Below are 24565 nucleotides of genomic sequence, written 5' to 3'. Positions count from 1 at the left end.
CGCGAGCCGTCCGTCACCGCACCGTACTCAGCGACAGCGCGAACCGGCCCTGTTCGTCCGTCCACCAGTGGGCCAGTTCCAGGCCGGCGGCGGACAGTTCGGCCCGCACGCCCTCCTTCCGGAACTTCGCCGACACCTCGGTGTGCAGCTCCTCGCCCGCCGCGAAGTCGATGGCGAGATCCAGCGCGGGGATCTTCACGGTCTGCGCGGTACGGGAGCGCAGCCGCATCTCGATCCACTCGTTCTCCGCGTCCCAGAGCGCCACATGGTCGAAGGCGCCGGGATCGAAGTCGGCACCCAGTTCGCGGTCGACGACGGTCAGGACGTTCTTGTTGAACGCCGCCGTCACCCCGGCCGCGTCGTCGTACGCCCTGACCAGCACGTTCTCGTCCTTGACGAGGTCCGTGCCGAGCAGCAGGGCGTCACCGGGGGAGAGCAGGGCACGGACCGAGGTGAAGAACTCCGCCCGCTCGGCCGGCAGCAGATTGCCGATCGTGCCGCCGAGGAACGCCACCAGCCGGGGGCCCGGTGTCCCGGGCAGGGTGAGCTCGGCCGTGAAGTCGGCGATCAGGGCGTGCACGTTCAGCCCCGGCCGCTCCGCGATGAGCGCGTGCCCGGCCTGTGTGAGGGCGCTCTCGCTGACGTCGACGGGCACGTACGTGTGCAGGTCGCTCAGCGCGTCGATGACGTACCGCGTCTTCTCCGAGGAGCCGGAGCCCAGCTCGACGAGGGTGCGGGCACCGGAGGCCGCCGCGATCTCGGCGGCCCGGGCGAGGAGGATCTCCCGCTCGGCGCGGGTCGGGTAGTACTCGGGCAACTCCGTGATCCGGTCGAAGAGTTCGCTGCCGTGGGCGTCGTAGAACCACTTCGGCGGCAGGGTCTTCGGTGTGCGGGTCAGGCCGCGCAGGACGTCGGCGCGCAGGGCGGCCTCGGTGGCGTCCTCGGGCAGGGTGCGGGTGAGAAGGAACGGGCTCACGTACGGGGCTCCTTCGACGGTGCGAGGGCCGAGGCGGCGTCACTCGGCTCCTTCAGTGGGGTGAGCAGCACGTCCGTGCGGCTCGCCGCGAGCAGGGTGCGGTCGGGGACCTCCTGCCAGCGCGGATCGTCGTCGTAGGGCTCGGAGGCGACGACCGTGCCGCGGGAGGACGTCAGGTACCAGAGGGTGTCGCCCCAGGTGGTCGCGGCGATGGTCTCGCCGTTGGTGAGGAGGAGGTTGAGGCGCGAGCCGGGGGCGGCCTCGGCGACCTCCAGGGCCGTGTCGGCCAGCGCCTGGCTCTCGTCGTCGCCGGCGCGCAGGCGGGCGAGGACCAGGGCCCAGACGAACGCCGAGTCGTTGCGGGCCTCCATCGCCAGCAGGTCGGCGGCGGGCAGGGTCGGGGTCAGCGGTGCCAGGGAGCGCGGCCAGCCCTTGACCGCGCCGTTGTGGCTGAACAGCCACGACCCGCTCGCGTACGGCGCCGCCGCGGCCTCGGCGTCCGCGCCCGCCAGCGTGGCGTCACGGACCGCGGCGAGCAGCGCCGAGGTCCTCACGACCCGGGCCAGGTCCGCGAAGGACTGGTCCGCCCAGATGGGCCCGGCCCGGCGGTAGCGGGCCGGCGCCGGGTCGTCCCCGGCGTACCAGCCGACCCCGAAACCATCGGCGTTGACGGTGCCGTGGCGCTGGTGCCGGGGCGCCCAGGACTGGCGGTACAGACTGTGCGGGGGCTCCGTGAGGAGCCGCCCGAGCGGCTCCTCGTGGCCCAGATACGCCAGGTGACGGCACATCAGACGACCTCCGCGGAACGGGCGGTGCGGAAGCCGGAGAAGATCTGCCGCCGGATCGGGTAGTCCCAGTTGCGGAACGTGCCCCGGCAGGCCACCGCGTCGACGGCGAACGAACCGCCGCGCAGCACCTTGTGCTCGGGGCCGAAGAACACCTCCGAGTACTCCTTGTACGGGAACGCCTCGAAGCCCGGGTACGGCTGGAAGTCGCTCGCCGTCCACTCCCACACGTCGCCGATCAACTGGCGTACCCCGAGCGGGGATTCGCCCTCCGGATAGCTGCCCGCCGGGGCCGGGCGCAGATGCCGCTGGCCGAGGTTGGCGTGCTCGGGCGCCGGGTCGGTGTCACCCCACGGGTAGCGCATCGAGCGGCCGGTGGTGGGGTCGTGGCGGGCGGCCTTCTCCCACTCGGCCTCGGTGGGCAGCCGACGCCTGGCCCAGCGGGCGTACGCGTCGGCCTCGTACCAGCTCACGTGCACCACGGGCTCGTCGGGCGGCACGATCTCGGTGACGCCGAAGCGGCGGCGCAGCCACTGGTTGCCGTCGCGCCGCCAGAACAGCGGGGCGTCGATGTCGTGCTGCCGGATGTAGTCCCAGCCGGCCGGCGCCCACCATCGCTCGAGCCGGTAGCCGCCGTCCTCGATGAACTCCTGGTACGCCTCGTTGGTGACCGGCGCCGTGTCGATGTAGAACGGCGCCACCTCCCGCCGGTGCGCCGGGCGTTCGTTGTCCAGCGCCCACGGCTCGTCGGAGGTGCCCATCATGAACGGGCCGCCGGGCACCAGGACTTCGGCCGGGCCGGTGTACAGGGGCGCGGGGTCCGGGTCGGGGGCGGTCAGGGCCTGGGGGCCGGTGCGCAGCTGATGGGTGATCAGCATCGTCTCGTCGTGCTGCTGTTCGTGCTGCGCGATCATCCCGAAGGCGAACCCCGCCTCGGTGAGCCGTGTGCCGTGGAACGCGGTGGACTCCAGCAGGTCCAGGACCCGGCCACGCACCTCCCCCGCGTAGCGCCGGGCCTCGTCGGGCGGGAGCAGCGGCAGCTTCGGCCGTTCCGCGCGCGGGTGCTCGAACGCGTCGTACAGGCCGTCGATCTCGGGCCGCATCGCCTCGCGCCCCGCGACATTCCGCAGCAGCCAGAGCTCCTCCTGGTTGCCGATGTGCGCGAGGTCCCACACCAGCGGGGACATCAGCGGTGAGTGCTGGGCGGTGAGGTCGGGGTCCTCGACGCAGCTGGTCAGCAGCGTCGTGCGGTCGCGCGCCGTGGTGAGGGTGTGCAGCGCCCGGACGCGGAGCGTCTCGGCGTCGTCGGTCATGAGCGGAGGTCCTTCCCGTGCAACCGGTCCAGCAGATCGTCGGCGGGGCAGCGGCCCTGGCGTACGTACCGCTCCAGGTACGCCGCGACGGCGTCCGTCACCTCGGCGGCCGCGCCGAGCCGGGGCAGCGCGTCGAGGGCGGCCGTGAAGCACTGGACGGCCACGTCGTGCAGTTCCGGATCGCCGAGGCCGGTGCGGGCCGCGTCGAGCCACAGCGGGTTGTGCGGGGCGGGCAGCCCCAGCGCCCGCTCGGCCAGCGGCTTCACCGCGCGGTAGGCGGTCTCGGCGGCCTCGGGGTCGTCGAAGAGCGCCGTCGTCACGGCGAGCGGCACGATCCAGCCGTCGTCGCCGGGCTGGGCGTCGATCATGCGCAGCTCCAGGTGGCCGCGCGGTCTGATCGGCGGGAACAGCGTGGTGAGGTGGTAGTCGAGGTCCTCGCGGGTCGGCGGCCTCGGTGTCGCGGAGCGGGTCCAGTCGCGGAAGGTCATGTCGTCCGGGATGTCCCAGGCGCGGTCGTCCTGGCGGATGCACATCACCGGGGCGTCGAGCACGTGCCGCGCCCACGCCTCGCGCGGGTCCGCGTCCAGCGGGGGAGCGCCCGCGCGGCCCGCGCCGATCTCCATCCACAGCAGCTGGCGGGTGGAGACCCAGCCGGTGGGCTCGCGGCCGGCCAGCGGGGAGTTGGCGAACGCGGCGACCAGGACCGGACCCAGCTGGTGGGCCAGCCACCAGCGCCGCCCGTGCCCGAGCGGCCCCGGCTCCTCGAAGCCGGCGTCCAGGCACACCTGCACGGAGGCGGAGGTGCACATCATGGCGCGGCCGGCCGGGCCCATACGGTCCAGGCAGGCTTCCATGGCGTCGTAGCGGGGTTCGTGCAGATACCGGCGGGGTGCGTGCCAGGGATCGTGGCCGACGCCGACGAGGCCGAGACCGTGCCCGGCGAGCGTCGCGCGGACGGCGTCCAGGTCGGCGGCGACGGTGCCGATGCACTCCGTCAGGGAGGGGGCGGGCAGGGAGCTCAGCTCCAGCTGGCCGCCGGGCTCGACGGTGAGTGCCGAGTTCAGCGGAACGGCCCGCAGTGCGGCGTAGGCCGCTTCGAGCCGTTCGGGTGTGACGGGGAGCTGCGGCAGGCGCAGCTCGTGGATGAGCCATTCCACCTCGACCCCGACGGTGCGGGGTGGTCCGGTCTTGAAGCAGATGCCCCGGACAAGGGCCTCCACCTCGGCGGCGGACAGAGCGGTGCGGGGCTCCGTACAGTCGCTACAGTCGGTAACCGAATCGGACATGTCGGGATCCTCCTGAGATTCCACCATGCCGCCGGCCCGGATGATGTTGGCCGGACCGGCATAACTCGTCCCACCCAAAACCCTCGCGGCGAATCGCACAAGAGTGCATATCATCGTAATCAGGGCTGACGATCTCCGTTTTCGCTGCGTTCGCCGGGTGTTTCGAGGCCGGGAAACTCCGTTGCACCGCATGACCAGCATCGCCCACGATGCCTGCATGAGCACGACGGGGGAGCGCGCACGGCGCGCGTTCGCGGCGCCCACGGGGGTGGCGCCATGAGCGCGCGCCTGCGGGGCATCGCACAGCAGACGGAGCAGATCGTCGAGGCGGGTTTCTATCACGCCTCCGACGGACGCGAGGTGTCCATCGCCGCGCATACCGAGGCCGCACGGGCCGGTACGCGGATGTACGGGCCGGATCCCGTGCCCGTGCCGGAGCTCCCGCGCTGCGACACGCTCGTCGAGGTCACCGGTGAGAGCAGCCTGGAAGCCGCCCGGCGGCTCGGCGGGGTGCCGGCCGTCCTGAACTTCGCCTCCGCCCGCAACCCGGGCGGCGGCTATCTCAACGGCGCCCAGGCCCAGGAAGAGGCCCTGTGCCGCGCCTCCGCGCTGTACGTCTGCGTACGCGAGGCCAGGGACTTCTACGACCATCACCGCGCCCACCGCGACGCGTTCTACACGGACCGTGTCATCCACTCACCGGCCGTGCCCGTGTTCCGGGACGACCGCGGCCGCTTGCTGGACGAGCCGTACAGCGCCGGCTTCCTGACCGCCGCCGCGCCGAACGCGGGTGTCGTACGGCGTACGGTGCCGCAGCGCACGGCCGAGCTGCCGCGCGCCCTGGCGGTGCGTGCCGAGCGGGTGCTGGAGGTGGCGGCGGCCGAGGGGTACCGGCGGCTGGTGCTGGGCGCGTGGGGCTGCGGGGTGTTCCAGAACGACCCCGCGCAGGTGGCGGGCGCGTTCCAGGCACTGCTGGGGCCGGGCGGGCGGTTCGCGTCGGCGTTCGAGCACGTGGTGTTCGGGGTGCTGGACCGCACGCCCGGGCACGTAGTGCTGAGTGCTTTCGAGAAGACCTTTCAGGTCCAGCCGTAGCGCTCGTGCAACCGCTGCCTGACCAGGTTGAACCGCATCCGGTCCAGCGCACAGGCCTCCCGGCGCATACCGTCCTCGTGCAGACGCAGGATGCGGTCGACGGCCACCCAGGAATCCCGGCCGGTGCGGTCCCAGGGCCCGCTGCCGATCGCCACCCACTCCCGGTCCCCGTCATGGCGCTTACTGGACAGCTGCACGGCGAGGAACGTCCCGGCCGCCTCCCGGGCGACCACGAGCACGGGCCGGTCCTTGCCGCGGCCGTCGTTCTCCTCGTAGGGCACCCAGGTCCACACGATCTCGCCGGGGTCCGGGTCGCCGTCGTGCGCGGGTGAGTACTCGGTGCGCACCCGGCCCACCTCGCGGGGGTCGGCCTCGGTGGTGGCGGTGGCGCCGGAGCGGCCGGGAACGTTCTCATCGGTAAACGCAGTCACGGGGGCACCTTAGAGGCTGCCCCCGTGATCGGACGTGACGGGTCACTTGTCGTCCATCGGCACCTTCTGCGCCGAGGGCGGCGTCGCGATCCCGTTGAGGGACGAAGTGCCCGCCGGTTCCTGGCCGTTCTGGTTCATGGACGCCAGCAGCTGACGTGCCAGCCCCAGCCCGGTGCCGCCCATGGTGAGCGCCTTGGCGAGCATGTCCGCCATGCCGTCGGCCCCGTTGAGCACCACCATGTTGTCGACGCTGCCGAACGCGGACGCGCCCGCCCTGACGATCTCCGGCCAGTTCTCGGCGAGTTGCTGCGCGACCACCGCCTCCTGGTTCTCGGCGAGAGCGGCGGCCCGTGCCTTGATGGCCTCCGCCTCGGCCAGACCCTTGGCCTTCGTCGCCTCGGCCTGTGCCAGACCCCTGGCCTGAGCCGCCGCGGCCTCCGCCTCACCGGTGGCCCGGGTCGACGCCGCCATGGCCGTACCCCGGGCCTTGGTCGCCTCGGCCTCGGCACCCGCGGCCGTCTTGACCCGCGTCGCCTCGGCCGCCGCGGCCAGCTCCGTCTCCTTCGCCTTGGCCTGGGCCGCGGAGATCCGCGCGTCACGCTCGGCCTCGGCGAGCGTGCGCTTCTCGTAGGCCTGGGCGTCCGCCGGCTTGCGGACGTCCGCCTGGAGCTGCTGCTCCCGCCGGTTCGCCTCGAGTTCGGCGATCCGGGTCTCCTGGACGACGACCTCCTGCCGGGCCGCGGCGTCCGCGAGCGGACCGGCCTGACGCGCCTTCGCGCCCGCCTTGTCCCGCTCCGCCTGATAGCCGGCCTGGAGGATCTCGCTGTCCCGGGTGGCCTCCGCCATCCGGGCGAACGACTTCTGCTCGGCCTCCGTGGCCAGCCGGTTCGCCTCCGCCTGCGCGATGCGCGCGTCCCGCTGGACGGCAGCCGCGTGCGGCATCGCCAGGTTCTGGATGTACCCGGTCGGGTCCTCGATCTCATGGATCTGCAGGGAGTCGACGATGAGCCCCAGCTTCTCCATCTCCGTGCCGCACGCGGCCCGGGTCTGCCCGGTGAGCTTCTCCCGGTCGCGGATCATCTCCTCGACGGTCAACCCGCCGACGATGGACCGCAGATGACCGGCGAACACGTTGTGCACCCGCTCCGACATCAGCTTCTGCTGGTCGAGGAAACGGCGCCCGGCGTTGGCGATCGACACGAAGTCGTCGCCCACCTTGAAGATGACCACGCCCCGCACCTTGAGCGGAATGCCCTGGTGGGTCACGCAGTCCACGTGCAGTTCGGTCTCGTTGAGGTCGAGCGACAGCTTGCGCACCGCCTGCACACCGGGCAGCACCAGCGTGCCGCGTCCCGTGACGATGCGGAACCCCATGCCTTCCTCGAGGCCCTCGGTCTTGTGCTTGGAGCCGGAGATGATGAGCGCCTCATTGGGCTCGGCCACGCGCCACATCATCTTGAACACACCGATCAACGCGAGGACGGCCACGACCGCGACCCCCGCAACGACGCCGATGACCATCGGCATTCGCCCCCTTTGGATGGTGCCCCTTCGGCACCGAACGAAGGGAGTGTGCGCCTCGCCGAGGCCGGAATACAGACCCTTGCGGATCCTTGTCACAACCTTGACGCACAACGCTCTCACCTGCGGTGGAGCATGCTCAACTGTCGTACGCCGCCTGGACGTAGACGGTCCTCGGCGCCTGGTACTCCACCACCATCACCACGGTGCCCCGCTCGATACGGTCCGTGCCGGTGGCCGCGTAGGCGAGAAAGTGCTCGGCGCCGCCCCGCACGCGGACGATCACCTCGCCGACGAGCCCGGGCCCCACCGTTCCGGTGACCCGACCCATGAGCCCGACCATCGACGCATCGTCCATGGTCACAGGGTAAGGGCCGAACGCCGTCACGCGGCCGGGGAATCCGTCGCGATCTCCCGCGCCGGCGGCCACGCCTCGTGCCAGCGCAGCTCCGCCTCCAGCTGCGCGGCCAGCGAGATCAGCAACGGCTCGCTGTGCGCCGGACCGAGCAACTGCGCCCCGACGGGCAGCCCTTGGCCGACGAACCCGGCGGGGACGTTGACCCCGGGCCAGCCCAGCACGTTCCACGGCCAGGCGAAGGGACAGGCGGCGATCATGGCGCGGTCGGTGGCCAGTCCGCCCAGCTTCAGCATCGAGCCGATGCGCGGCGGGGGAGCGGCCGTGGTCGGCGCGAGGATCACGTCGTACGACGTGAAGAATTCGCCGATACGACGGTGCAGGACCGCCTCGGCCCGCCGCGCCGCCCGCAGCGGTGCCCCGCCCAGCAGCCGGCCGAGGCGGGCGGCGTCCCGGGTGCGCCGGTCGAGCAGCGCGGGGAAGGGGGCCTCGCCGACCCGTTCGGCGAGCCCGACCGTGGCGCGCGGGATGAAGGTGAGCCCGATCTGCCCGTACGGGGGGTCGGTCTCCTCGACGGTGTGGCCCAACGCGGCGAGTTTCTCGGCGAGTTCGACGACGTTCGCCCGTACCTCGGGCTGGAGTCGTGCGGGCAGCGCGGTGAACGGCGGCTTCAGGGCGAGCGCGATGCGCAGCCTGCCGGGGTCGCGTCCGACGGCGCCCGAGGCGTCGACGGCGGGCGGCCGGTGCGGGTCGAGGTCGTGGTTGCCGCTCGCCGCGTCCAGCAGAAGGGCGGCGTCGGCGACCGTGCGGGCCAGGGTGCCGTTGACGGTGATGCCCTGGAAGGACTCGCCGCGCGGCCAGGTGGAGATGCGGCCGCGCTGCGGCTTGATGCCGATGAGATGGGTCCAGGAGGCCGGGATGCGCACCGATCCGGCGCCGTCCGAACCGAGCGCGGCCGGTACGAGGCCGGCGGCGACGGCGGCGGCGGAGCCGCCCGAGGAGCCGCCCGGGGTGTGCTCGGTGCTCCACGGGTTGCGGGTGGCGCCGAAGGCGGGCCCCTCGGTGAAGGGCCACTGCCCGAACTCGCAGGTGTTGGTCTTGCCGACGACGACGGCTCCGGCCGCCCGCAACCGCCGTACGGCTTCCCCGTCCTGAGTAACCGCCGGGAACTCTCCCTGGCAGCCGAACGCGGTCGGCTCGCCCGCCACGTCCATGTCGTCCTTGACGGCGACGGGTACACCGAGCAGCGGCCTGCGCACTCCGGCGGCGAGTTCCGCGTCCGCCGCGTCCGCCTCGGCGAGCGCGGCCTCGGCCCGGACGACCCGGAAGGCGTTGAGGGACCCCTGGCTGGCGGCGATCCGCTCGAGGGCCTGCTCCACTAGGGCCCGGGAGGTCACCTCCCCGGCGGCCAGCGCGCGGGCCGACTCCGCCAGGCCTGTGGCACGGTCGAGCGCCATGTGAACTCCTCCACCGTCGGAGCGCGTTGTCTACCGAACGGTAACCTGTGGAAGCGCTGTCCCGGAACGCTCGCGGCGGGGGCGGAAGTTCGGTGCACGGCACAGCCTTCCCACAGGGCTCACCAGGTCGTGCGCAAACCATTGACGCGATTCAGCCTCGCCCCTACCTTCTGATCGACTTTCCGAACCTCGTTCGGCATGTCGGACACCAGAGCCGCGTTGTTTGTTTGTCCGAGGGAGAGCCGCCCGTGACCGCACGACCCCCCGCCCCGTCCCGTCGTACCCTGCTGCGTGCGATGGCGGCCCTGCCCGCCTCGGCCGTGCTGATGGGCGGCCTGCCCGGCGCGGCCTTCGCCGCCGCCCCGCCGAGCGGCTCCGCGACCCGGTACACCATCGTGCCGTTCCTCAACAGCAACGACGGCACGGTCAACGTCTACCAGTCGGACGACGCCCTCGACTTCCGGCTGCTGAAGTCCTCGGCCTACACCCCGCCGAGCAACAGGATCCGCGACGCCAGCATCTTCAAGCACACCAACGGCTACTACTACATCACCTACACCACCCACACCTGGCAGGACGCCAGCACCACGATCGGCTTCGCCCGCAGCTCCGACCGGGTCAACTGGACCTTCCTGTACGACTACACCGTCCCGATCGCCAACCTGTCCCGGGCCTGGGCGCCGGAGTGGTTCGTCGACAGCGACGGCAGTGTGAACGTCATCGTGTCCTGCTCGGTCACCAGCGACGAGTGGATCTTCACGCCGTATCTGCTGAAGGCGACGAACTCCGGTCTCACCGCGTGGAGTTCACCGGTGGCCCTCTCCGGCATCGGCGCGAACCACATCGACACGTTCCTCGTGAAGATCGGCTCGACGTACCACGCGTTCACCAAGAACGAGACGACCAAGTACATCGAGTACGCGACGGCCTCCTCGCTGACCGGCCCCTACACGATCTCCAGGACCGGCGACTGGGCCGGCTGGGGCAGCTACCGCGAGGGCCCGGCGCTCGTCCAGCTCGACAACGGCGCCTGGCGGCTCTTCTTCGACGGCTACGGCGACGGCAACTACTACTACAGTGACAGCTACGACACGTTCGCGACCTGGTCCGCCCCGGCGGCCCTGCCCGTGGTCTCCGGTACGGCACGTCACTTCACGGTGATCAAGGAGACGGTGACGGGGGGCCCGAGCCTGGCGAAGAACGTCACGCGCTCCTTCCGGTCGGCCAACTACACCACCCGCTACTGGCAGACGCAGTCCTCCCTGCTCAACCTCCCGGTGGTGACCAGCACCAGCACCACCGCCGAGAAGACGGCGTCGACCTTCACCGTCGTGGCCGGCCTCGCGGACTCGGGCGGCTACTCGTTCCGCGACTCCTCCGGCAACTACCTGCGCCACTGGGACTTCCGCGCCCGCTTCGACGCGAACGACGGCACGTCGACGTTCGCCAAGGACGCGACGTTCATCGCCCGCACGGGGAGCACGAGCGGCTCGATCCGCTTCGAGTCGTACAACTACCCCGGGTACTACCTGCGCCACTACAACTACCAGCTGCGGGTGGAGCGTTCGAACGGCACCGATCTCTTCCGGACGGACAGCTCCTTCCTGCCCGTGACCGCCTGGGTCTGAGCCGCGGACTAGAGCGGCGCCGGGGAGGAAGCACCGGCGATCAGCAGACGGGGCGTGCCCGTGCCGTTCGCGGGCACGCTCCACAGGTCGCTGGCGCCGACCTTGCCCTCGGCGGGCAGCGCGTAGGCGACCGTCTCGTCGTCCAGCCAGGTGGCCTGGTCGTCGACGCTGTGGCGTTCGGCCAGGGGCGTCTCCTTCAGGGTGCGCAGATCGAGGACGTATTCGCGCCAGAGATCCGTCCGCGACAGCACCCGCTTCTTGAAGGCCACCCGGGTCCCGTCGGGGGACAGGGACGGGCACTCCACGTTCTCGATCAGGGTGGTCACCGTCTGCCGGGAGATCGAACCGCGGACCAGGTAGGTCCTGTTGTCCGTGTTCAGGGTGGCGTAGAAGGTGTCGTCGTCGCCGGCGAAGGTGACACCCCAGAAGTTGACGTCCGCCGCCTTGTAGGACCTGCCGTCCAGATCGATGGAGAACGTCTCCAGGCTGGGGGTCAGCTTCATGGTGCGGGTGTCGAGGATCGAGGTCCTGGTGGAGAAGAACGCGGACGCGTAGGACTCGCCCGAGACGAAGACGGTCCAGGCGACGAAGCGGCCGCTGGGGGAGACCCGGGCCCGGCTGGGAGTGCCCGCGAGCGAGTAGGTGTGCCGGGTGCGCAGGTCGGAGTCCAGGAGCAGGGCCCGGTTGTTCTGCTTGAGGACGCCGGTGTCGGACTGGAGGCACACGCCTGTGCCGGCGGCCGCGTAGAAGCGCGCGCACTTCAGGTCCGAGGCGGTCCGACCGCTCCCGGGCTCGGTGGACGGGACCGAGGCGACCGCGGTGCGGTGCGGGCCGGCGGCCGCGTTGACGAACATCAGCCGGTCCTTCTGGCCGAGCGTCACCTTGCCCCCGCTGACGGCGGGGCCGCCCGCCTGCGGCCGGTTCGCCCGGTCCGCGCGGTCGGCGGCACGCAGGATCATGCCGGTCCCCAGCCCCGCGAGCAGCAGCACCGCCGTGACGAGGACGATCAGGCGGCGGCGCAGCGGTGTCATCCGGTTCCTCTTCGGTGGAGTCGTCATCGGGTCCCGCTTCGCCGTGGTGGTCATCCGGTGGTGCCCTTCGGCCTCAGCACCAGGCCCGCGACGACCGCGCAGCACAGCAGCCCGACCGCGGAACCCGCCAGCGCCGGGCCGTAGCCCCACACCGTCCAGGCGGCGCCGAACCCCAGCGAGCAGCAGAACCGGGCCAGCGCCTGACTGGTGCCGACGATGGCGAGACCGCTGGCGCGCAGATGCTCAGGCACCGTGGCGGCCAGGGCGGCGGGCAGCACCCCGTCGGTGGCGGCGTAGAACACGCCGTGCAGGGCGAGGACGAGGAAGGGCAGGGCGGGTGTGGCCGGGGCCCACAGCAGCAGCGCGTAGGCGGTGAGCAGGGCCATGTGCCCGGCGAGGAACACGGTGTGCCGTCCGATACGGTCGGCCAGCGCGCCGAAGGGTACGGCCAGCAGCAGGAAGACGACGGCGGTGCCCAGCGGCAGCAGCGGGAACCACTCCTCGGCGAGGCCCGCGCGCCGTTGCAGGAGCAGGTAGACGAAGGCGTCGCTGACGGTGGTCAGTCCGAGCAGCGCGGCACAGCCGGCGAGGGCCCGCAGCCGGGGCAGCCGGAGCAGGGCGAGCGCCTCACGGACGCGGACGGGCGGCCTGCCCTGCGGCACGCCCGCCGCATCGGTCGGAGCGCCCTGGCGTGCGCCTGCCCCGTCGGGCACCGTGTCATGCCGTCTTCCCGGCACGAACAGCACCAGGACGACCACGCCGAGCACGGCCACGCACGCGCTCACCCCGAACACGGCGTCGTAGCCGTCGGCCGCCGCGTTCAGGATGAGGAACGCCGCCAGCGGGCCGAGCATCGCGCCGGTGGTGTCCATCGCCCGGTGGATGCCGAAGGCCCGGCCCTGGCGGTCGGACGGGGTGGACAGGGAGATCATCGCGTCGCGCGGGGCGGTGCGCAGGCCCTTGCCGGTGCGGTCCAGGGCGAGGACCGTGCCGAGCGCGCCGATGCTGCTCGTGAGCAGGAGCAGAGGTTTGCACAGCGCGGACAGGCCGTATCCGAGCCCGGCGATCAGCTTGTGGTTGCGGACGCGGTCGGCGAGGTGACCGCCGGTGAGCTGGACCAGCGCGCTGACGCCGTTGTAGACACCGTCGAGCGCGCCGAATCCCAGGGGACTGAAGCCGAGTGTGGTGACGAGGTAGAGCGGCAGGACGGCGGTGACCATCTCCGAGGAGATGTCGGTGATCAGGCTGACCGTGCCCAGCACGAGCACGACCGGGGCGACCTTGGGCCGCAGGCCGCGTCTTCGGCCCCGCTCGGTGTCCGCCCCGGCGGGTGCGGAGCGGTCGGTGAGGTACATGTCCAGGACTCCAGGTGCGCTGCGTTCAGTTCTGCCGGCTGCTCTCGTCCCGCAGCCAGGTGCCGAAGTCCTGGGCCCTGACGGCCTTCTGGGCCTTGCGCCGGGCGACGACCGCCGCGGCGACGAAGACCAGGACCGCCGGGAGGAGCTTCGGCTCCCCGCGGAGCAGGGTGATGAGATCCGCCTTGCTCGTGCGGGCGGTGGCCTCCTCCGGTCCCCGGTGCTGCTCGACCTGGGTGGTGGAGACCGCGGCCCTGATCCGCCGATTGATCAGATCCGGCCACGTACGCGGCGGATGGACGACGACCGCGGCCGCGCCGACCACGAGCCGCTCCGCGGGGGCGAACGCCAGGGACGCGGCCAGGTCGTCGGCCATCAGCGGCGGCAGCGCGGCGATCCGGGCATGTCCGGCCTTGGAGACCGCGATGACGCCCCGGCCGAACAACCCCTCGCGCACGACCGGAAGTCGCTGCCACACCCGGTAGTAGGCGCGCACCCGCCAGGCACAGCCGTCCAGGGGGATCCGCCGTTCGGGCGCGGTGGCGAGGATGCCCGAGACGCCGTCGTCCAGGGGTTCGGTCAGTGCCCGTACGTCGGCTCCCGTGATCACGACGTCGGCGTCCACGTAGACGCGGGGGAAGCCGCGCGCGTGATCGTCACCGGCCCGCAGGGCGGCGTGCTTGGACGGGGTGGGGATCTCGACCACCCGCACACGAGGGCCACGCGCGGCGGCGATCCGCGCCGTGTCGTCCGTGCAGCCATTGCATACGACCACGACGTCGTTCTCGTCCTCGCGGGATTCGGAATCGGCCAGAAGCGAATCCAGTAGCCGGGCGATGACTTGCGCTTCGTTGTGGGCCGGGATCACGATGCTCGTCACCTGGGCAGTATGCAGTCGATGTCACTAATGCGATGTGTGTTTCGTCCAACTGTTCCCGTGACTGTGTCCGGTGGTCTAGATTGAGGGCCGCCGAGACGGTTTGGGTGGGGAATGCGAGCCGCGAGGCACAGGCCAACATGTAGGGGACATGCGGCGGTTGGGGAACCGCTGAGGCTTCTTTCTTTCATCTGCCGGTGTGCCGGGGGCGCATCGGCGTTCGGTCAGCAGTAACCGCGCACGTGGTGGGGGGCGCATGACCATTGAGGTCACGCATGAGCAACTGGATGTGGAACGCAGGACTCCACACGGCCGCCGAAGACCTTGGGAAAAGAAGTACCGGATAGTCCTGCTGGTCGCCGACGGCCTCGCGGCCGTCGTCGCGGCCCTGGTGATCCACGCGGTGTACGGCCGCTGGGCGGTGGCCCTGGTGCTGCCCCCGGTGTGGCTCGCGGCCATGGCGGCCCACCGGTCCTACGACCGCAGGGCCTTGGGACTGGGGACCGAGGAGTACCGGCGCGTGCTCCGGGGCGCTGTCGCACTGCCGGCGCTGGCCGCCGTCGCGCACTGGACGTTCACGCGCGACCCGGGTCTCTTCCATGACATGACCATGGCCGCAGTGCCGGCCGCCGCCCTCGCCCTGCTGGTCCGGTACACGCTGCGCCGCCGGCTGCACCGGCGATGGGCCCGGCAGCGCGGCGGGAGCGCGACCCTCCTCGTCGGTCCGTCGCGCGGCATCGTGGAACTGGTCGCCGTGCTGCGGCGCGGCGGGGTCCAGGAACTGCAGGCCGCCGGAGTGTGTCTGAGCGACCCGCAGAACGCGGCGGAGATCCGCAGGCTGGGGCTCCCGGTCCTCGGCGGCGTCGACACCATGGACGACGTCATCCGGGCCCTGGGCATCGGCACCGTCGTGGTGCTGCCCGCGCCCGAGTACGACGCCTCCGTACTGCGCCGCATCTCCTGGACGGCCGCCGTGCAGGGCGTCGACTTCCTGCTGGCCCCCGTGCTGGCCGACGTCTCCGCCGCCCGGCTGACCGTACGGCCCACCAACGGGGTGCCGCTGATGCGGATCCAGGCGCCGAACCTCTCCCGCGTCTCCCGGCTGCCCAAGGAACTCCTGGACCGCGCGCTCGCGGCGGTGCTCCTGCTCCTCCTCGCCCTGCCCATGCTGGCGATCGCCCTGATCGTCCGGCTGGACAGCTCCGGCCCCGCACTCTTCAGACAACAGCGGGTGGGCCGGTTCGGCGACCACTTCACCATGTTCAAGTTCCGCACGATGCGGCCCGACTCGGAGGCTCTGCGGGCCGAGTTGGAACACCTCAACCAGAACAGCGACGGCCTGCTGTTCAAGGTGAAGGAGGACCCGCGGATCACCCGGGTCGGATCCTTCCTGCGCCGCACCTCGCTCGACGAACTGCCGCAGCTGCTCAATGTGATCGGCGGCCACATGTCGCTGGTCGGCCCCCGCCCGTCCCTGCCCGAGGAGGTGGAGGAGTACCCGTCGGAGGTCAAGCGGCGGCTGCTCGTGAAACCCGGCCTCACCGGGCTGTGGCAGGTCAGCGGCCGCTCCGACCTGCCCTGGGACGAGGCGGTCCGGCTCGATCTCGGATACGTGGACAACTGGTCGATGGGCCTGGACCTGTCGATCCTGGCGCGCACCGGCTCCGCGGTGGTGCGCGGAACGGGGGCCTACTGATGGACCGGAAGAAGAGGAACCAAGTGACCGAGACCGCGGAGCCGTTGGGAGTCGCAGTCGTCGGGGCCGGCTACTGGGGTCCCAACCTTGTCCGTAACTTCCAGGCCAGCGAGCACTTCAGGCTGCGCTGGCTGTGCGACCTCGACGTGGAGCGGGCCCAGCGGGTCCTCGGCGGCTACTCGACCGTGCGGCCCACCGCGGACTACGCGGCCGTCCTCGCCGATCCCTCCGTCGACGCCATCGCCGTGGCCACACCCGCCGGCACCCACCTCGACATCGCCCTGGCCGCCCTGCGCGCCGGGAAGCACGTCCTCGTGGAGAAGCCCCTCGCGGCGACCTACGCCGACGGGCTGCGCCTGGTGACCGAGGCGGAGGAGCGCGGGCTCACCCTGATGTGCGACCACACCTACTGCTACACACCCGCGGTGGGCCGCATCCGGGAGCTGGTCCGCTCCGGCGAACTCGGCGAGATCCACTTCGTCGACTCGGTCCGGATCAACCTGGGGCTCGTCCAGAAGGACATCGACGTCCTGTGGGACCTGGCCCCGCACGACCTGTCGATCCTGGACTTCATCCTTCCCGACACCGTCGTGCCGGTCGCCGTCGCCGCCCACGGGGCCGACCCGATCGGCGCCGGACAGGCCTGCGTGGCCTATCTGACGCTCACGCTCAGCACGGGTGCCATCGCCCACGTGCACGTCAACTGGCTGTCGCCGACCAAGGTGCGGACCACCATGGTGGGCGGCTCCAAGCGCACCCTCGTGTGGGACGACCTCAACCCGGCCCAGCGCGTGGCGATCTTCGACCGGGGCGTGGACCTGGCCTCGCCCCAGGAGATCGGCGTGGACGAACGCCGGGACATGCTCATCTCGTACCGCTCCGGCGACATGGTCGCCCCCGCCATCGGCGAGAAGGAGGCGCTGCGCAGCATGGTCGACGAGTTCGGCGACGCGATCCGGCAGCGCCGGGCGCCGCTGACCGACGGCAGGGCCGGCCTCAGGGTGCTGGACATCCTCGAAGCGGCCTCCCGCAGCCTGGAGTTCCGCGGTGCGGTCGTCGGCCTGCGCACCGGCCACTGACCGTATCCACGCATGGAGACATTCCTTGAGAAGTCCGGTGAGAGGGAAGTGCAGTTGAGCAGCGTACGAGGCAAGAAGATCCTGGTCACCGGGGGAGCGGGCACCATCGGCTCCAACCTCGTCGACCTCCTGGCCGAAGGCGGCGCCCGCGAGATCGTGGTGCTGGACAACTTCGTGCGCGGACGGCGGGCCAACCTCGCCCAGGCTCTGCCCAGCGGTGTCGTGGAGGTCGTCGAGGGCGACATCCGGGACATCGACACCGTGAAGAAGGTCACCGAGGGCACCGACCTGGTGTTCCACCTCGCCGCGATCCGCATCACCCAGTGCGCGGAGGAGCCCCGGCTCGCCAACGAGGTGCTGGTCGACGGCACGTTCAACGTCCTGGAGGCGGCGGCCGCGGCCGGCGTCACCAAGGTCGTGGCCTCGTCGTCGGCGTCCGTCTACGGCATGGCCGAGGCCTTCCCGACGACCGAGCGCCACCACGCGTACAACAACGACACGTTCTACGGCGCGGCCAAGGCCTTCAACGAGGGCATGCTGCGCAGCTTCCACGCCATGTACGGCCTGGACTACGTGGCGCTGCGCTACTTCAACGTCTACGGCCCGCGGATGGACATCCACGGCCTCTACACCGAGGTGCTCATCCGCTGGATGGAGCGCATCGAGTCGGGCGAGCCGCCGCTGATCCTCGGCGACGGCACCCAGACCATGGACTTCGTCGACGTCCGCGACATCGCCAGGGCCAATGTGCTGGCCGCCGAGTCGGATCTCACCGACGAGGTGTTCAACGTCGCGTCCGGTACGGAGACCTCGCTGCGCGAACTCGCCGACGGGCTGCTGGAGGCGATGGGCGCGTCCGGTCTGGAGCCGGTGCACGGGCCCGCCCGCGCCGTCAACGGGGTGAGCCGGCGCCTCGCGGACACCTCGCGGGCCGCCGAGCGGCTCGGGTTCACGGCGCAGATCGATCTGCGTACGGGTCTCAAGGACCTGGTGGAGTGGTGGCGCGCGGAGCGGGAGGCGGCCAAGTGAGCACCGACCGCATCCCCGTGATGATCCCCTGGCTCGGCGAGGAGGAGGCCAAGGCGGCCTCCGACGCGGTGTTGTCCGGATGGGTCGCCCAGGGCCCCCGGGTCGCCGCGTTCGAGCGGGCCTTCGCGGAGCGGGTGGGCGCCGAGCACGCCGTCGCGGTCAGCTCGTGCACCACCGCCCTGCACCTGGCGCTCGTCGCCCTGGGCCTCGGCCCAGGCGACGAGGTCGTGGTGCCCTCGCTGTCGTTCATCGCCACCGCCAACGCCGTACGGTACGTCGGCGCCGAGCCGGTGTTCGCAGACGTCGACCTGGCCACCGGCAACCTCACCCCGGCCACCGTCGACGCGATCCGCACCCCTCGTACCAAAGCCGTCCTCGCCGTCCACCAGGGCGGCGTACCGGCCGATGTGCACGCCCTGCGCGCCGCCTGCGCCGACTGGGACCTTCCCCTCGTGGAGGACGCGGCCTGCGCCATCGGCTCCACCGTCGGCGGCAAGCCCGTCGGACACGGCGCGCTGATCGCCGCGTGGTCCTTCCACCCCCGCAAGCTCGTCACCACCGGCGAGGGCGGCATGGTCACCACCGACGACGCCGAGTGGGCGGCACGACTGCGCCGGCTGCGCGAGCACGGCATGAACGCCTCCGCGGCGGACCGCCATGCGAGCAACAAGCCGGTCCTGGAGAGCTACCTCGAGGTCGGCTACAACTACCGGATGACGGACGTCCAGGCCGCGATCGGGCTGGTCCAGCTCGGCAAGCTCGACGCGATGATCGCGCGCCGCCGCGAACTGGCGGCCCGCTACGACGAGTTGCTGCGGGACGTCACCGGCCTCACCCCTGTGCGCGACCCCGCGCACGGGCAGAGCAACTTCCAGTCCTACTGGGTGCTGCTGGACGGGGAGTTCCCCGTCGGCCGGGACGACCTGCTCGCCGCGCTCGCCGAGGCCGGTGTCTCCGCCCGGCGCGGGATCATGGCCTCGCACCTCGAACCCGCCTACGCGGGCCACCCCGGCGCACCGCTGCCGGTCACCGAGCGGATCACCCGGGACACGCTGATCCTGCCGCTGTTCCACACGATGACCGAGGCCCAGCAGGACCGCGTCGTGGCGGCGCTGCGGGAACAGGCCCGTAGATGAACGAACTGGTGATCATCGGCGCGGGCGGCTTCGCCCGGGAGACCGCACAGGCCGTACACGACGCGGGCGAACTCAGGCTGCTCGGACACCTCGACGACAACCCCGCCCTGCACGGCACGGACGTCGACGGTGTCCCCGTCCTCGGCGACTGCGACCTGGTCCACGGTCTGCCCGGGGCCCGCGTGGTGATCTGTGTGGGCAACCCCCGGGACTACGCGGCCCGCGCCCGGCTGGTCCGCCGACTCGGCCTGCCCGCGGACCGCTACGCCAGCGTGGTCCATCCCACGGCGGTGGTGTCGGCGACCTCCGAGGTCGGCCCCGGCTCGGTCCTGCTCGCGCACTGCGTCCTGACCGCCGCCGTCAGGGTGGGCGCGCAGGTCGCGGTGATGCCGCACGTGGTCCTCACCCATGACGACGTGGTCGACGACTACGTCACGCTCACCTCCGGCGTCCGTCTGGGCGGGGGCGTACGGCTGGAGCGCGGCGCCTATGTGGGTTCCGGGGCGCTGGTCAGGGAGGGCACGACGGTCGGTGCCTGGTCCCAGATCGGGATGGGGAGCAGCGTGCTCGGCGACGTTCCGCCGGGCGAGGTCTGGGTGGGGAGCCCGGCCCGACGACTTCGCGCGGCCGAGGCGCCCGCGCTCGACGAACTGCGACGCGGGCAGGGCTCGCGCCACGAACAGTGGGGGGACCACTGACATGAACCAGATTCCGCTGGTCGACCTCAAGGCGGCCCACGAGGAGGTCGCCGACGAGGTACGGGCCGGATTCGAACGGGTCCTGGCCAACACCGCGTTCGTCGGTGGCGAGGAGGTCCGCGGCTTCGAGCGCGAGTACGCCGACTTCGGCTCGGTCGCGCACTGCGTGGGTGTGGCCAACGGCACCGACGCCCTCGAACTCGCTCTGCGTGTCAGCGGGGTCGGGCCCGGCGACGAGGTCGTCGTCCCCGCCAACACCTTCATCGCCACCGCCGGCGCGGTGGCCAGAACAGGCGCGACTCCGGTCCTCGCGGACTGCCTGCCCGACACCCATCTGCTCGACCCCCAGGCGGCACTGGACGCGGTCGGCCCGGCCACCCGTGCCGTGGTGCCCGTGCACCTGTACGGGCAGATGGCCGACGTGACGGCCCTGTCCGGCCGACTCCCCGGCCACGTACGGATCGTCGAGGACGCCGCCCAGTGCCAGGGCGCCACCCGCGACGGCCGGTCACCGGGCAGCGGCCTGATCGCGGCGACCAGCTTCTACCCGGGCAAGAACCTCGGTGCCTACGGCGACGCGGGCGCGGTGCTGACCGACGACGGCGAACAGGCCGACCTGGTGCGCGCGATCGCGAACCACGGCGGCGTCGCCAAGTACCGGCACGACGTCCCGGGGTTCAACAGCCGGCTGGACGGGCTCCAGGCCGTCGTCCTGCGGGCGAAGCTCGCCCGGCTGGCGGACGGCAACGCCGCCCGACGGGCGGCCGCGGCCCGCTACGACACGCTCCTCGCCGACCTGGCGGCCGCCGGCCAGGTGGTGCTCCCGACGACGGACACGGGCAACGTCCACGTCTGGCACCTGTACGTCGTCCAGGTCGCCGGCGCGGACCGCGACGACATCGTCGGCAAGCTCAACGCCGAGGGTATCGGTGCCGGAGTGCACTATCCCGCCCCGGTCCACCTCACGCCGGCGTACCGCCATCTCGGCCACGCCCGGGGCGACTTCCCCCACGCCGAACAGACGGCGGACCGGATCCTGTCGCTTCCGCTCCACCCGCACCTCACCGCCGACCAGCAGCAACGAGTCGTGGACGCCCTCGCCCACGCCCTCCGCGGCTGACCGGCCCCTCAACACGCTCCTCCCCCACGTCACGGGGCGCCCTGCACAGCACCGCTGAGAGGTACACATGAACAGATGGGGCAGACGGCTCCGGGGCGGGCGCCTCGCCGTCGCAGCAGCATTGATATGGGCGGTGCTCCCGCAGGCCGTATCCGCCCAGGCGGCGGTGGCCGATCCCTGCGGTACGGGGTCGAACGCGGTCGTCTGCGAGAACTCCAAGACGGGCAGCCCGATGTCCGACTGGTACTCGCCCAACTCCTACGGTGACATCAAGGGGTTCACCACCAAGGAGAGCGTCCAGGCGGGTGACACCGTCCAGTTCAAGATCCAGTCGCCGGTCACCTACCGCGTGGAGATCTACCGGCTGGGCTGGTACGGCGGTGACGGGGCGCGCCTGATGTCGACCACGGCGCAGGCGGCGGTGACCTACCCGGCCAACTACACCAACAAGCCCGCCAGTTGCACCACCAAGGCGAGTACCGGCCTGGTCGACTGCGGCAACTGGCCCGTGACCGTGAACTGGACCGTGCCCAGCGACGCCGTGTCCGGCCTGTACATCGCGAACCTGACACAGACCGACGGCGACGGCCTGATGCCGTATCCGTTCGTCGTCCGCAAGGACTCCAGCACCTCCGACATCGTCGTGCAGACCAGCGACCAGACCTGGCAGGCGTACAACGACTACGGCGGCCAGGACTTCTACGGAGGCGCCGGACCGGCACCGGACGGCCGTGCCTACGAGGTCAGTTACAACCGGCCGCTGGACATCGGTGGTGACAACGGCATCTACGGCTCCGAGTTCATGATGCTGGCGTGGCTGGAGCGCAACGGTTACGACGTCAGCTATCTGTCCGGCGTGGACGTGTCGACCCGTGGTGACACCCTGCTGAAGAACCACGACGTGTATCTGTCCTCGGGCCATGACGAGTACTGGACACAAAGCCAGTACAACAACGTCCTGGCGGCCCGGAAGGCCGGCGTGCGGCAGGGCTACTTCAGCGGCAACGAGGTCTTCTGGAAGACGCGGCTCGCCCCGAGCATCGACGGCACCAGCACCTCGAACCGCACCCTGACCTGCTACAAGATGACGAAGATGGTCCAGGGCAACGGCATCGCCGACCCCAGCGGTCAATGGACCGGCACCTGGATGGACCCGACCAGCACCCAGTACGGCATGGACTACCAGCCGCCGAACATCCTCACCGGCTCCATGTTCACCGTGAACGGCTACCGCGCCGACGCGATCACGGTCCCGGGCTCGTACGGCAAGAACCGGCTGTGGCGCAACACCTCCATCGCGAACCTCACGTCGAGCCAGACCGCCACGTTCCCGACGGGCACCCTCGGCTACGAGTGGGACAGCGACATCGTCAACAGCACCAGGCCCGCCGGCGCGATCCATCTGTCGTCCACGACGGTGGACATCGACGACGGCAAGTACCGCCTGGACTGGGGCAACATGTACGGCAACGGGACGGCGACGCACAATCTCGTCGAGTTCCGCGACCAGGACTCCGGGGCCCTGGTGTTCGGGGCGGGCACCGTGCAGTGGTCGTGGGGCCTGACCAACCTGCCGGCGTACGATCCCGACGACGTCGTGGTCACCGAGGACGTCCGCATGCAGCAGGCGACCGTGAACGTCCTCGCCGACATGGGCGTCCAGCCGAAGAACCTGCAGAGCAACCTCACCGCCACCACGGCCTCCACCGACACCACCGGCCCGGCCATCACCGTCACCGCCCCGGCCTCCGGGGCCACCGTCCCGGCGCTGAAGCCGGTCACCGTCAAGGGCACCGCCACCGACTCCGGCGCAGGCGTGGTGGCCCGCGTCGAGGTGTCCACGGACGGCGGAACCACCTGGAACGCCGCCACCGGCCTCGCGTCCTGGACCTACAGCTGGACGCCGACGACACCGGGCAGCGCGTCCATCAAGGTGCGCGCGGTGGACGACAGCGTCAACATCGGCGCCGTCACCACCATCCCGCTGACCGTCGGTCCCCAGGCCTGTCCCTGCACCATCTGGCCGGCCACGGCCGTCCCCGGCACCCTCAACGCGGGCGACGCCGGGCCGCTCGAACTCGGCGTCAAGATCCGTACCACGGTGGCCGGTTCGATCACCGGTATCCGCTTCTACAAGTCACCCGCCAACACCGGCACCCACACCGGCAGCCTGTGGAGCGCCTCCGGCACCCGCCTGGCCACCGGCACCTTCACCAACGAGACGGCCTCCGGCTGGCAGCAGCTGAACTTCTCCACCCCGGTGACCGTCAAGGCCAACACCACCTACGTCGCCTCGTACTTCGCCCCCAACGGCGGTTACTCCTACGACGGCGGCTACTTCTCGAACAGTTCCGCAGGGCTGGCCCCGCTCACGGCCCTGAAGTCCGGCACCGACGGCGGCAACGGCGTCTACCGCTACAGCTCCACCAGCGCCTTCCCGTCCTCGGCGTCCTCGGGCAGCAACTACTGGGTGGACGTGGTGCTGGACACCGCGACGGCCAGCACGACCCCGCCCGTCGTCACCTCGAAGTCCCCGACCTCGGGGGCCACCGGCGCGTCGATCACCACACCGGTGTCGGCCGTCTTCGACCACGCCATCGACGGCGACACGCTCACGTTCACGGTGAAGGACCCGAACGGCAACACCGTTCCGGGCGCCAAGACGCTGCCCGCGTCGAACAAGGCGACCTTCACCCCGTCGACGGAGCTGGAGCTGCACACCACGTACACCGCCTCCGTCCAGGCGGAGGACCTGTGGGGCAACGCCATGGGGGCCCCGGTGACATGGACGTTCACCACCAGTTCCTCCCCGCCCGCGGTCACCTGCCCCTGCACGCTGTGGAACTCCGCCACGGTGCCGGCCAGGACCGCCGTCACCGACGACCCCAACTCCCTCGAACTGGGCACCCGTTTCCAGTCCTCGGCGAGCGGCTGGGTCACCGGCGTCACCTTCTACAAGGGCGCGACCAACACCGGCACCCACACGGGCAGCCTCTGGTCCACCGACGGCACGCTCCTCGCCTCCGGGACCTTCACCAGCGAGTCCGCCTCCGGCTGGCAGACGATGACCTTCGCCACCCCGGTGGCGATCAGCGCGGACACCGCGTACGTCGTCTCCTACCACGCACCGAACGGCAACTACGCGGTGGACGGCGGCTACTTCGCGTCGGCCCACAAGTCGTATCCGCTGACCGCCACCGCCGACATCGGCACGGCCCACAACGGCCTCTACCGGTACGGCAGTGACGTGGCCTTCCCCAACAGTTCCTACGGATCCGCGAACTACTGGGTCGGGCCGCTCTTCACCGCCGAGAACCCGTCCGCGTCACTGACGTCGGGCACCACGTCGGAGGAGACCGCCTCCTCGCTGGCGCGCACGGCCGACGCGGCGCACCCGCTCGTCACGACGCTGCCCAGCTCGACGAAGGTCGGGTCGGTGAAGGCGACGGTGACCATCCTGCCGGGCGCCAAGGCCGCGGTCGCCAGGAAACTCCACGTCAAGGCCGTCCTCGACTACGACCGGGCCACCCACAAGGTGTCCGTCCATCTGTCCGCCCCGCTGCCGGACGGCACGCGGTTCAAGATCACCTTCACGGCCAGGGACAAGAAGCACCACACGGTGAAGTCCCGTGACTGGACCCTGACCAGCAAGACCGTCCGCAAGAAGCACTAGTGCGCACCGGTGCCGGCCTCCGCGGAG

20 protein-coding genes are annotated in these 24565 nt (G+C 71.2%); 9 read left to right on the top strand and 11 right to left on the bottom strand.

What is annotated here, in order from left to right; translation table 11 throughout:
* Positions 1-13 precede the first annotated feature (13 nt).
* From egtD to egtA, 4 genes are read right to left on the bottom strand one after another with little or no spacing between them, the layout of a single operon-like run.
* Positions 14-976, bottom strand: coding sequence for an L-histidine N(alpha)-methyltransferase (gene egtD, locus QF037_RS07770; protein ID WP_307023180.1), 963 nt, complete (start codon positions 974-976; stop codon positions 14-16).
* A complete protein-coding gene (egtC, locus tag QF037_RS07765) occupies positions 973-1764 on the bottom strand; it encodes an ergothioneine biosynthesis protein EgtC (protein ID WP_307023178.1) in 792 nt (263 codons plus the stop codon). Before egtC ends, egtD begins: the two co-directional genes overlap by 4 nt.
* On the bottom strand, positions 1764-3074 hold the full coding sequence (egtB, locus tag QF037_RS07760) for an ergothioneine biosynthesis protein EgtB (RefSeq protein ID WP_307023176.1): 1311 nt from the start codon (positions 3072-3074) through the stop codon (positions 1764-1766). The genes egtC and egtB overlap by 1 nt, the downstream gene beginning before the upstream one ends.
* Complete coding sequence (egtA, locus tag QF037_RS07755) at positions 3071-4360, bottom strand: ergothioneine biosynthesis glutamate--cysteine ligase EgtA (protein ID WP_307023174.1); 1290 nt, start codon at positions 4358-4360, stop codon at positions 3071-3073. The genes egtB and egtA overlap by 4 nt, the downstream gene beginning before the upstream one ends.
* A 276-nt stretch (positions 4361-4636) precedes the next feature.
* Here egtA and QF037_RS07750 point away from each other — a divergent pair, with 276 nt between their 5' ends.
* The gene (locus QF037_RS07750; protein WP_307023172.1) at positions 4637-5452 is read left to right on the top strand and encodes a TIGR02452 family protein; all 816 of its coding nucleotides are present in this window, start codon (positions 4637-4639) and stop codon (positions 5450-5452) included.
* On the opposite strand, the gene QF037_RS07745 is transcribed toward QF037_RS07750, so the two are convergent.
* From QF037_RS07745 to QF037_RS07730, 4 genes are all read right to left on the bottom strand, one after another.
* Positions 5437-5883 carry a type II toxin-antitoxin system PemK/MazF family toxin gene (locus QF037_RS07745; protein ID WP_307023171.1) on the bottom strand — a complete coding sequence of 149 codons (447 nt, stop codon included), beginning with the start codon at positions 5881-5883 and terminating at the stop codon, positions 5437-5439. The two genes, QF037_RS07750 and QF037_RS07745, sit on opposite strands and share 16 nt — an antisense overlap.
* A gap of 42 nt (positions 5884-5925) precedes the next feature.
* Entirely contained in the window at positions 5926-7410 is a 1485-nt protein-coding gene (locus tag QF037_RS07740; RefSeq protein WP_307023169.1) for an SPFH domain-containing protein, read from the bottom strand.
* A gap of 133 nt (positions 7411-7543) precedes the next feature.
* Positions 7544-7762, bottom strand: a complete 219-nt coding sequence (locus QF037_RS07735; protein ID WP_171139045.1) for a hypothetical protein — start codon at positions 7760-7762, stop codon at positions 7544-7546.
* A gap of 26 nt (positions 7763-7788) precedes the next feature.
* Positions 7789-9216: an amidase gene (locus QF037_RS07730; protein ID WP_307023166.1), complete on the bottom strand. Its 1428-nt coding sequence runs from the start codon at positions 9214-9216 to the stop codon at positions 7789-7791.
* A 248-nt stretch (positions 9217-9464) separates the two neighbouring features.
* Between QF037_RS07730 and QF037_RS07725 the strand changes: the two genes are divergently transcribed.
* Positions 9465-10844, top strand: coding sequence for a glycoside hydrolase family 43 protein (locus QF037_RS07725; protein WP_307023164.1), 1380 nt, complete (start codon positions 9465-9467; stop codon positions 10842-10844).
* An 8-nt stretch (positions 10845-10852) separates the two neighbouring features.
* On the opposite strand, the gene QF037_RS07720 is transcribed toward QF037_RS07725, so the two are convergent.
* The 3 genes from QF037_RS07720 to QF037_RS07710 are packed head-to-tail and all read right to left on the bottom strand — an operon-like array spanning position 10853 to position 14110.
* Positions 10853-11875 (bottom strand): TolB-like translocation protein, encoded by a 1023-nt coding sequence (locus QF037_RS07720; protein WP_307037043.1) that lies wholly within the window; start codon positions 11873-11875, stop codon positions 10853-10855.
* A 50-nt stretch (positions 11876-11925) separates the two neighbouring features.
* Entirely contained in the window at positions 11926-13230 is a 1305-nt protein-coding gene (locus QF037_RS07715; protein ID WP_307023162.1) for an MFS transporter, read from the bottom strand.
* 25 nt (positions 13231-13255) lie between these two features.
* Positions 13256-14110 carry a glycosyltransferase gene (locus QF037_RS07710; protein ID WP_307023160.1) on the bottom strand — a complete coding sequence of 285 codons (855 nt, stop codon included), beginning with the start codon at positions 14108-14110 and terminating at the stop codon, positions 13256-13258.
* A 253-nt stretch (positions 14111-14363) separates the two neighbouring features.
* On the opposite strand from QF037_RS07710, the gene QF037_RS07705 reads away from it, so the two are divergent.
* From QF037_RS07705 to QF037_RS07675, 7 genes are all read left to right on the top strand, one after another.
* Positions 14364-15803, top strand: coding sequence for an exopolysaccharide biosynthesis polyprenyl glycosylphosphotransferase (locus QF037_RS07705; RefSeq protein WP_307023158.1), 1440 nt, complete (start codon positions 14364-14366; stop codon positions 15801-15803).
* Between the two features lie 23 nt (positions 15804-15826).
* Positions 15827-16882, top strand: a complete 1056-nt coding sequence (locus QF037_RS07700; protein WP_307023156.1) for a Gfo/Idh/MocA family protein — start codon at positions 15827-15829, stop codon at positions 16880-16882.
* A gap of 48 nt (positions 16883-16930) precedes the next feature.
* The gene (locus QF037_RS07695) at positions 16931-17911 is read left to right on the top strand and encodes an NAD-dependent epimerase/dehydratase family protein (RefSeq protein WP_307037041.1); all 981 of its coding nucleotides are present in this window, start codon (positions 16931-16933) and stop codon (positions 17909-17911) included.
* Complete coding sequence (locus QF037_RS07690) at positions 17908-19047, top strand: DegT/DnrJ/EryC1/StrS family aminotransferase (protein ID WP_307023154.1); 1140 nt, start codon at positions 17908-17910, stop codon at positions 19045-19047. Before QF037_RS07695 ends, QF037_RS07690 begins: the two co-directional genes overlap by 4 nt.
* Positions 19044-19745: an acetyltransferase gene (locus QF037_RS07685; RefSeq protein WP_307023152.1), complete on the top strand. Its 702-nt coding sequence runs from the start codon at positions 19044-19046 to the stop codon at positions 19743-19745. Before QF037_RS07690 ends, QF037_RS07685 begins: the two co-directional genes overlap by 4 nt.
* 1 nt (position 19746) lies before the next feature.
* A complete protein-coding gene (locus QF037_RS07680) occupies positions 19747-20865 on the top strand; it encodes a DegT/DnrJ/EryC1/StrS family aminotransferase (RefSeq protein ID WP_307023150.1) in 1119 nt (372 codons plus the stop codon).
* A 67-nt stretch (positions 20866-20932) separates the two neighbouring features.
* Positions 20933-24538 carry a DUF4082 domain-containing protein gene (locus QF037_RS07675; protein ID WP_307023148.1) on the top strand — a complete coding sequence of 1202 codons (3606 nt, stop codon included), beginning with the start codon at positions 20933-20935 and terminating at the stop codon, positions 24536-24538.
* Positions 24539-24565: the final 27 nt, after the last annotated feature.

The organism is Streptomyces canus (assembly GCF_030815415.1).
Taxonomy (GTDB): Bacteria; Actinomycetota; Actinomycetes; order Streptomycetales; family Streptomycetaceae; genus Streptomyces; species Streptomyces canus_F.
This window is presented reverse-complemented; position numbering and strand designations above follow the sequence as displayed.

Excerpts from the sequence above, each read along its gene's own strand:
- egtC (WP_307023178.1), bottom strand. The coding sequence starts at position 1,764 with ATGTGCCGTCACCTGGCGTATCTGGGCCACGAGGAGCCGCTCGGGCGG.
- egtB (WP_307023176.1), bottom strand. The coding sequence starts at position 3,074 with ATGACCGACGACGCCGAGACGCTCCGCGTCCGGGCGCTGCACACCCTC.
- egtA (WP_307023174.1), bottom strand. The coding sequence starts at position 4,360 with ATGTCCGATTCGGTTACCGACTGTAGCGACTGTACGGAGCCCCGCACC.
- QF037_RS07750 (WP_307023172.1), top strand. The coding sequence starts at position 4,637 with ATGAGCGCGCGCCTGCGGGGCATCGCACAGCAGACGGAGCAGATCGTC.
- QF037_RS07740 (WP_307023169.1), bottom strand. The coding sequence starts at position 7,410 with ATGCCGATGGTCATCGGCGTCGTTGCGGGGGTCGCGGTCGTGGCCGTC.
- QF037_RS07735 (WP_171139045.1), bottom strand. The coding sequence starts at position 7,762 with ATGGACGATGCGTCGATGGTCGGGCTCATGGGTCGGGTCACCGGAACG.
- QF037_RS07730 (WP_307023166.1), bottom strand. The coding sequence starts at position 9,216 with ATGGCGCTCGACCGTGCCACAGGCCTGGCGGAGTCGGCCCGCGCGCTG.
- QF037_RS07720 (WP_307037043.1), bottom strand. The coding sequence starts at position 11,875 with ATGACACCGCTGCGCCGCCGCCTGATCGTCCTCGTCACGGCGGTGCTG.
- QF037_RS07715 (WP_307023162.1), bottom strand. The coding sequence starts at position 13,230 with ATGTACCTCACCGACCGCTCCGCACCCGCCGGGGCGGACACCGAGCGG.
- QF037_RS07705 (WP_307023158.1), top strand. The coding sequence starts at position 14,364 with ATGACCATTGAGGTCACGCATGAGCAACTGGATGTGGAACGCAGGACT.
- QF037_RS07685 (WP_307023152.1), top strand. The coding sequence starts at position 19,044 with ATGAACGAACTGGTGATCATCGGCGCGGGCGGCTTCGCCCGGGAGACC.
- QF037_RS07680 (WP_307023150.1), top strand. The coding sequence starts at position 19,747 with ATGAACCAGATTCCGCTGGTCGACCTCAAGGCGGCCCACGAGGAGGTC.
- QF037_RS07675 (WP_307023148.1), top strand. The coding sequence starts at position 20,933 with ATGAACAGATGGGGCAGACGGCTCCGGGGCGGGCGCCTCGCCGTCGCA.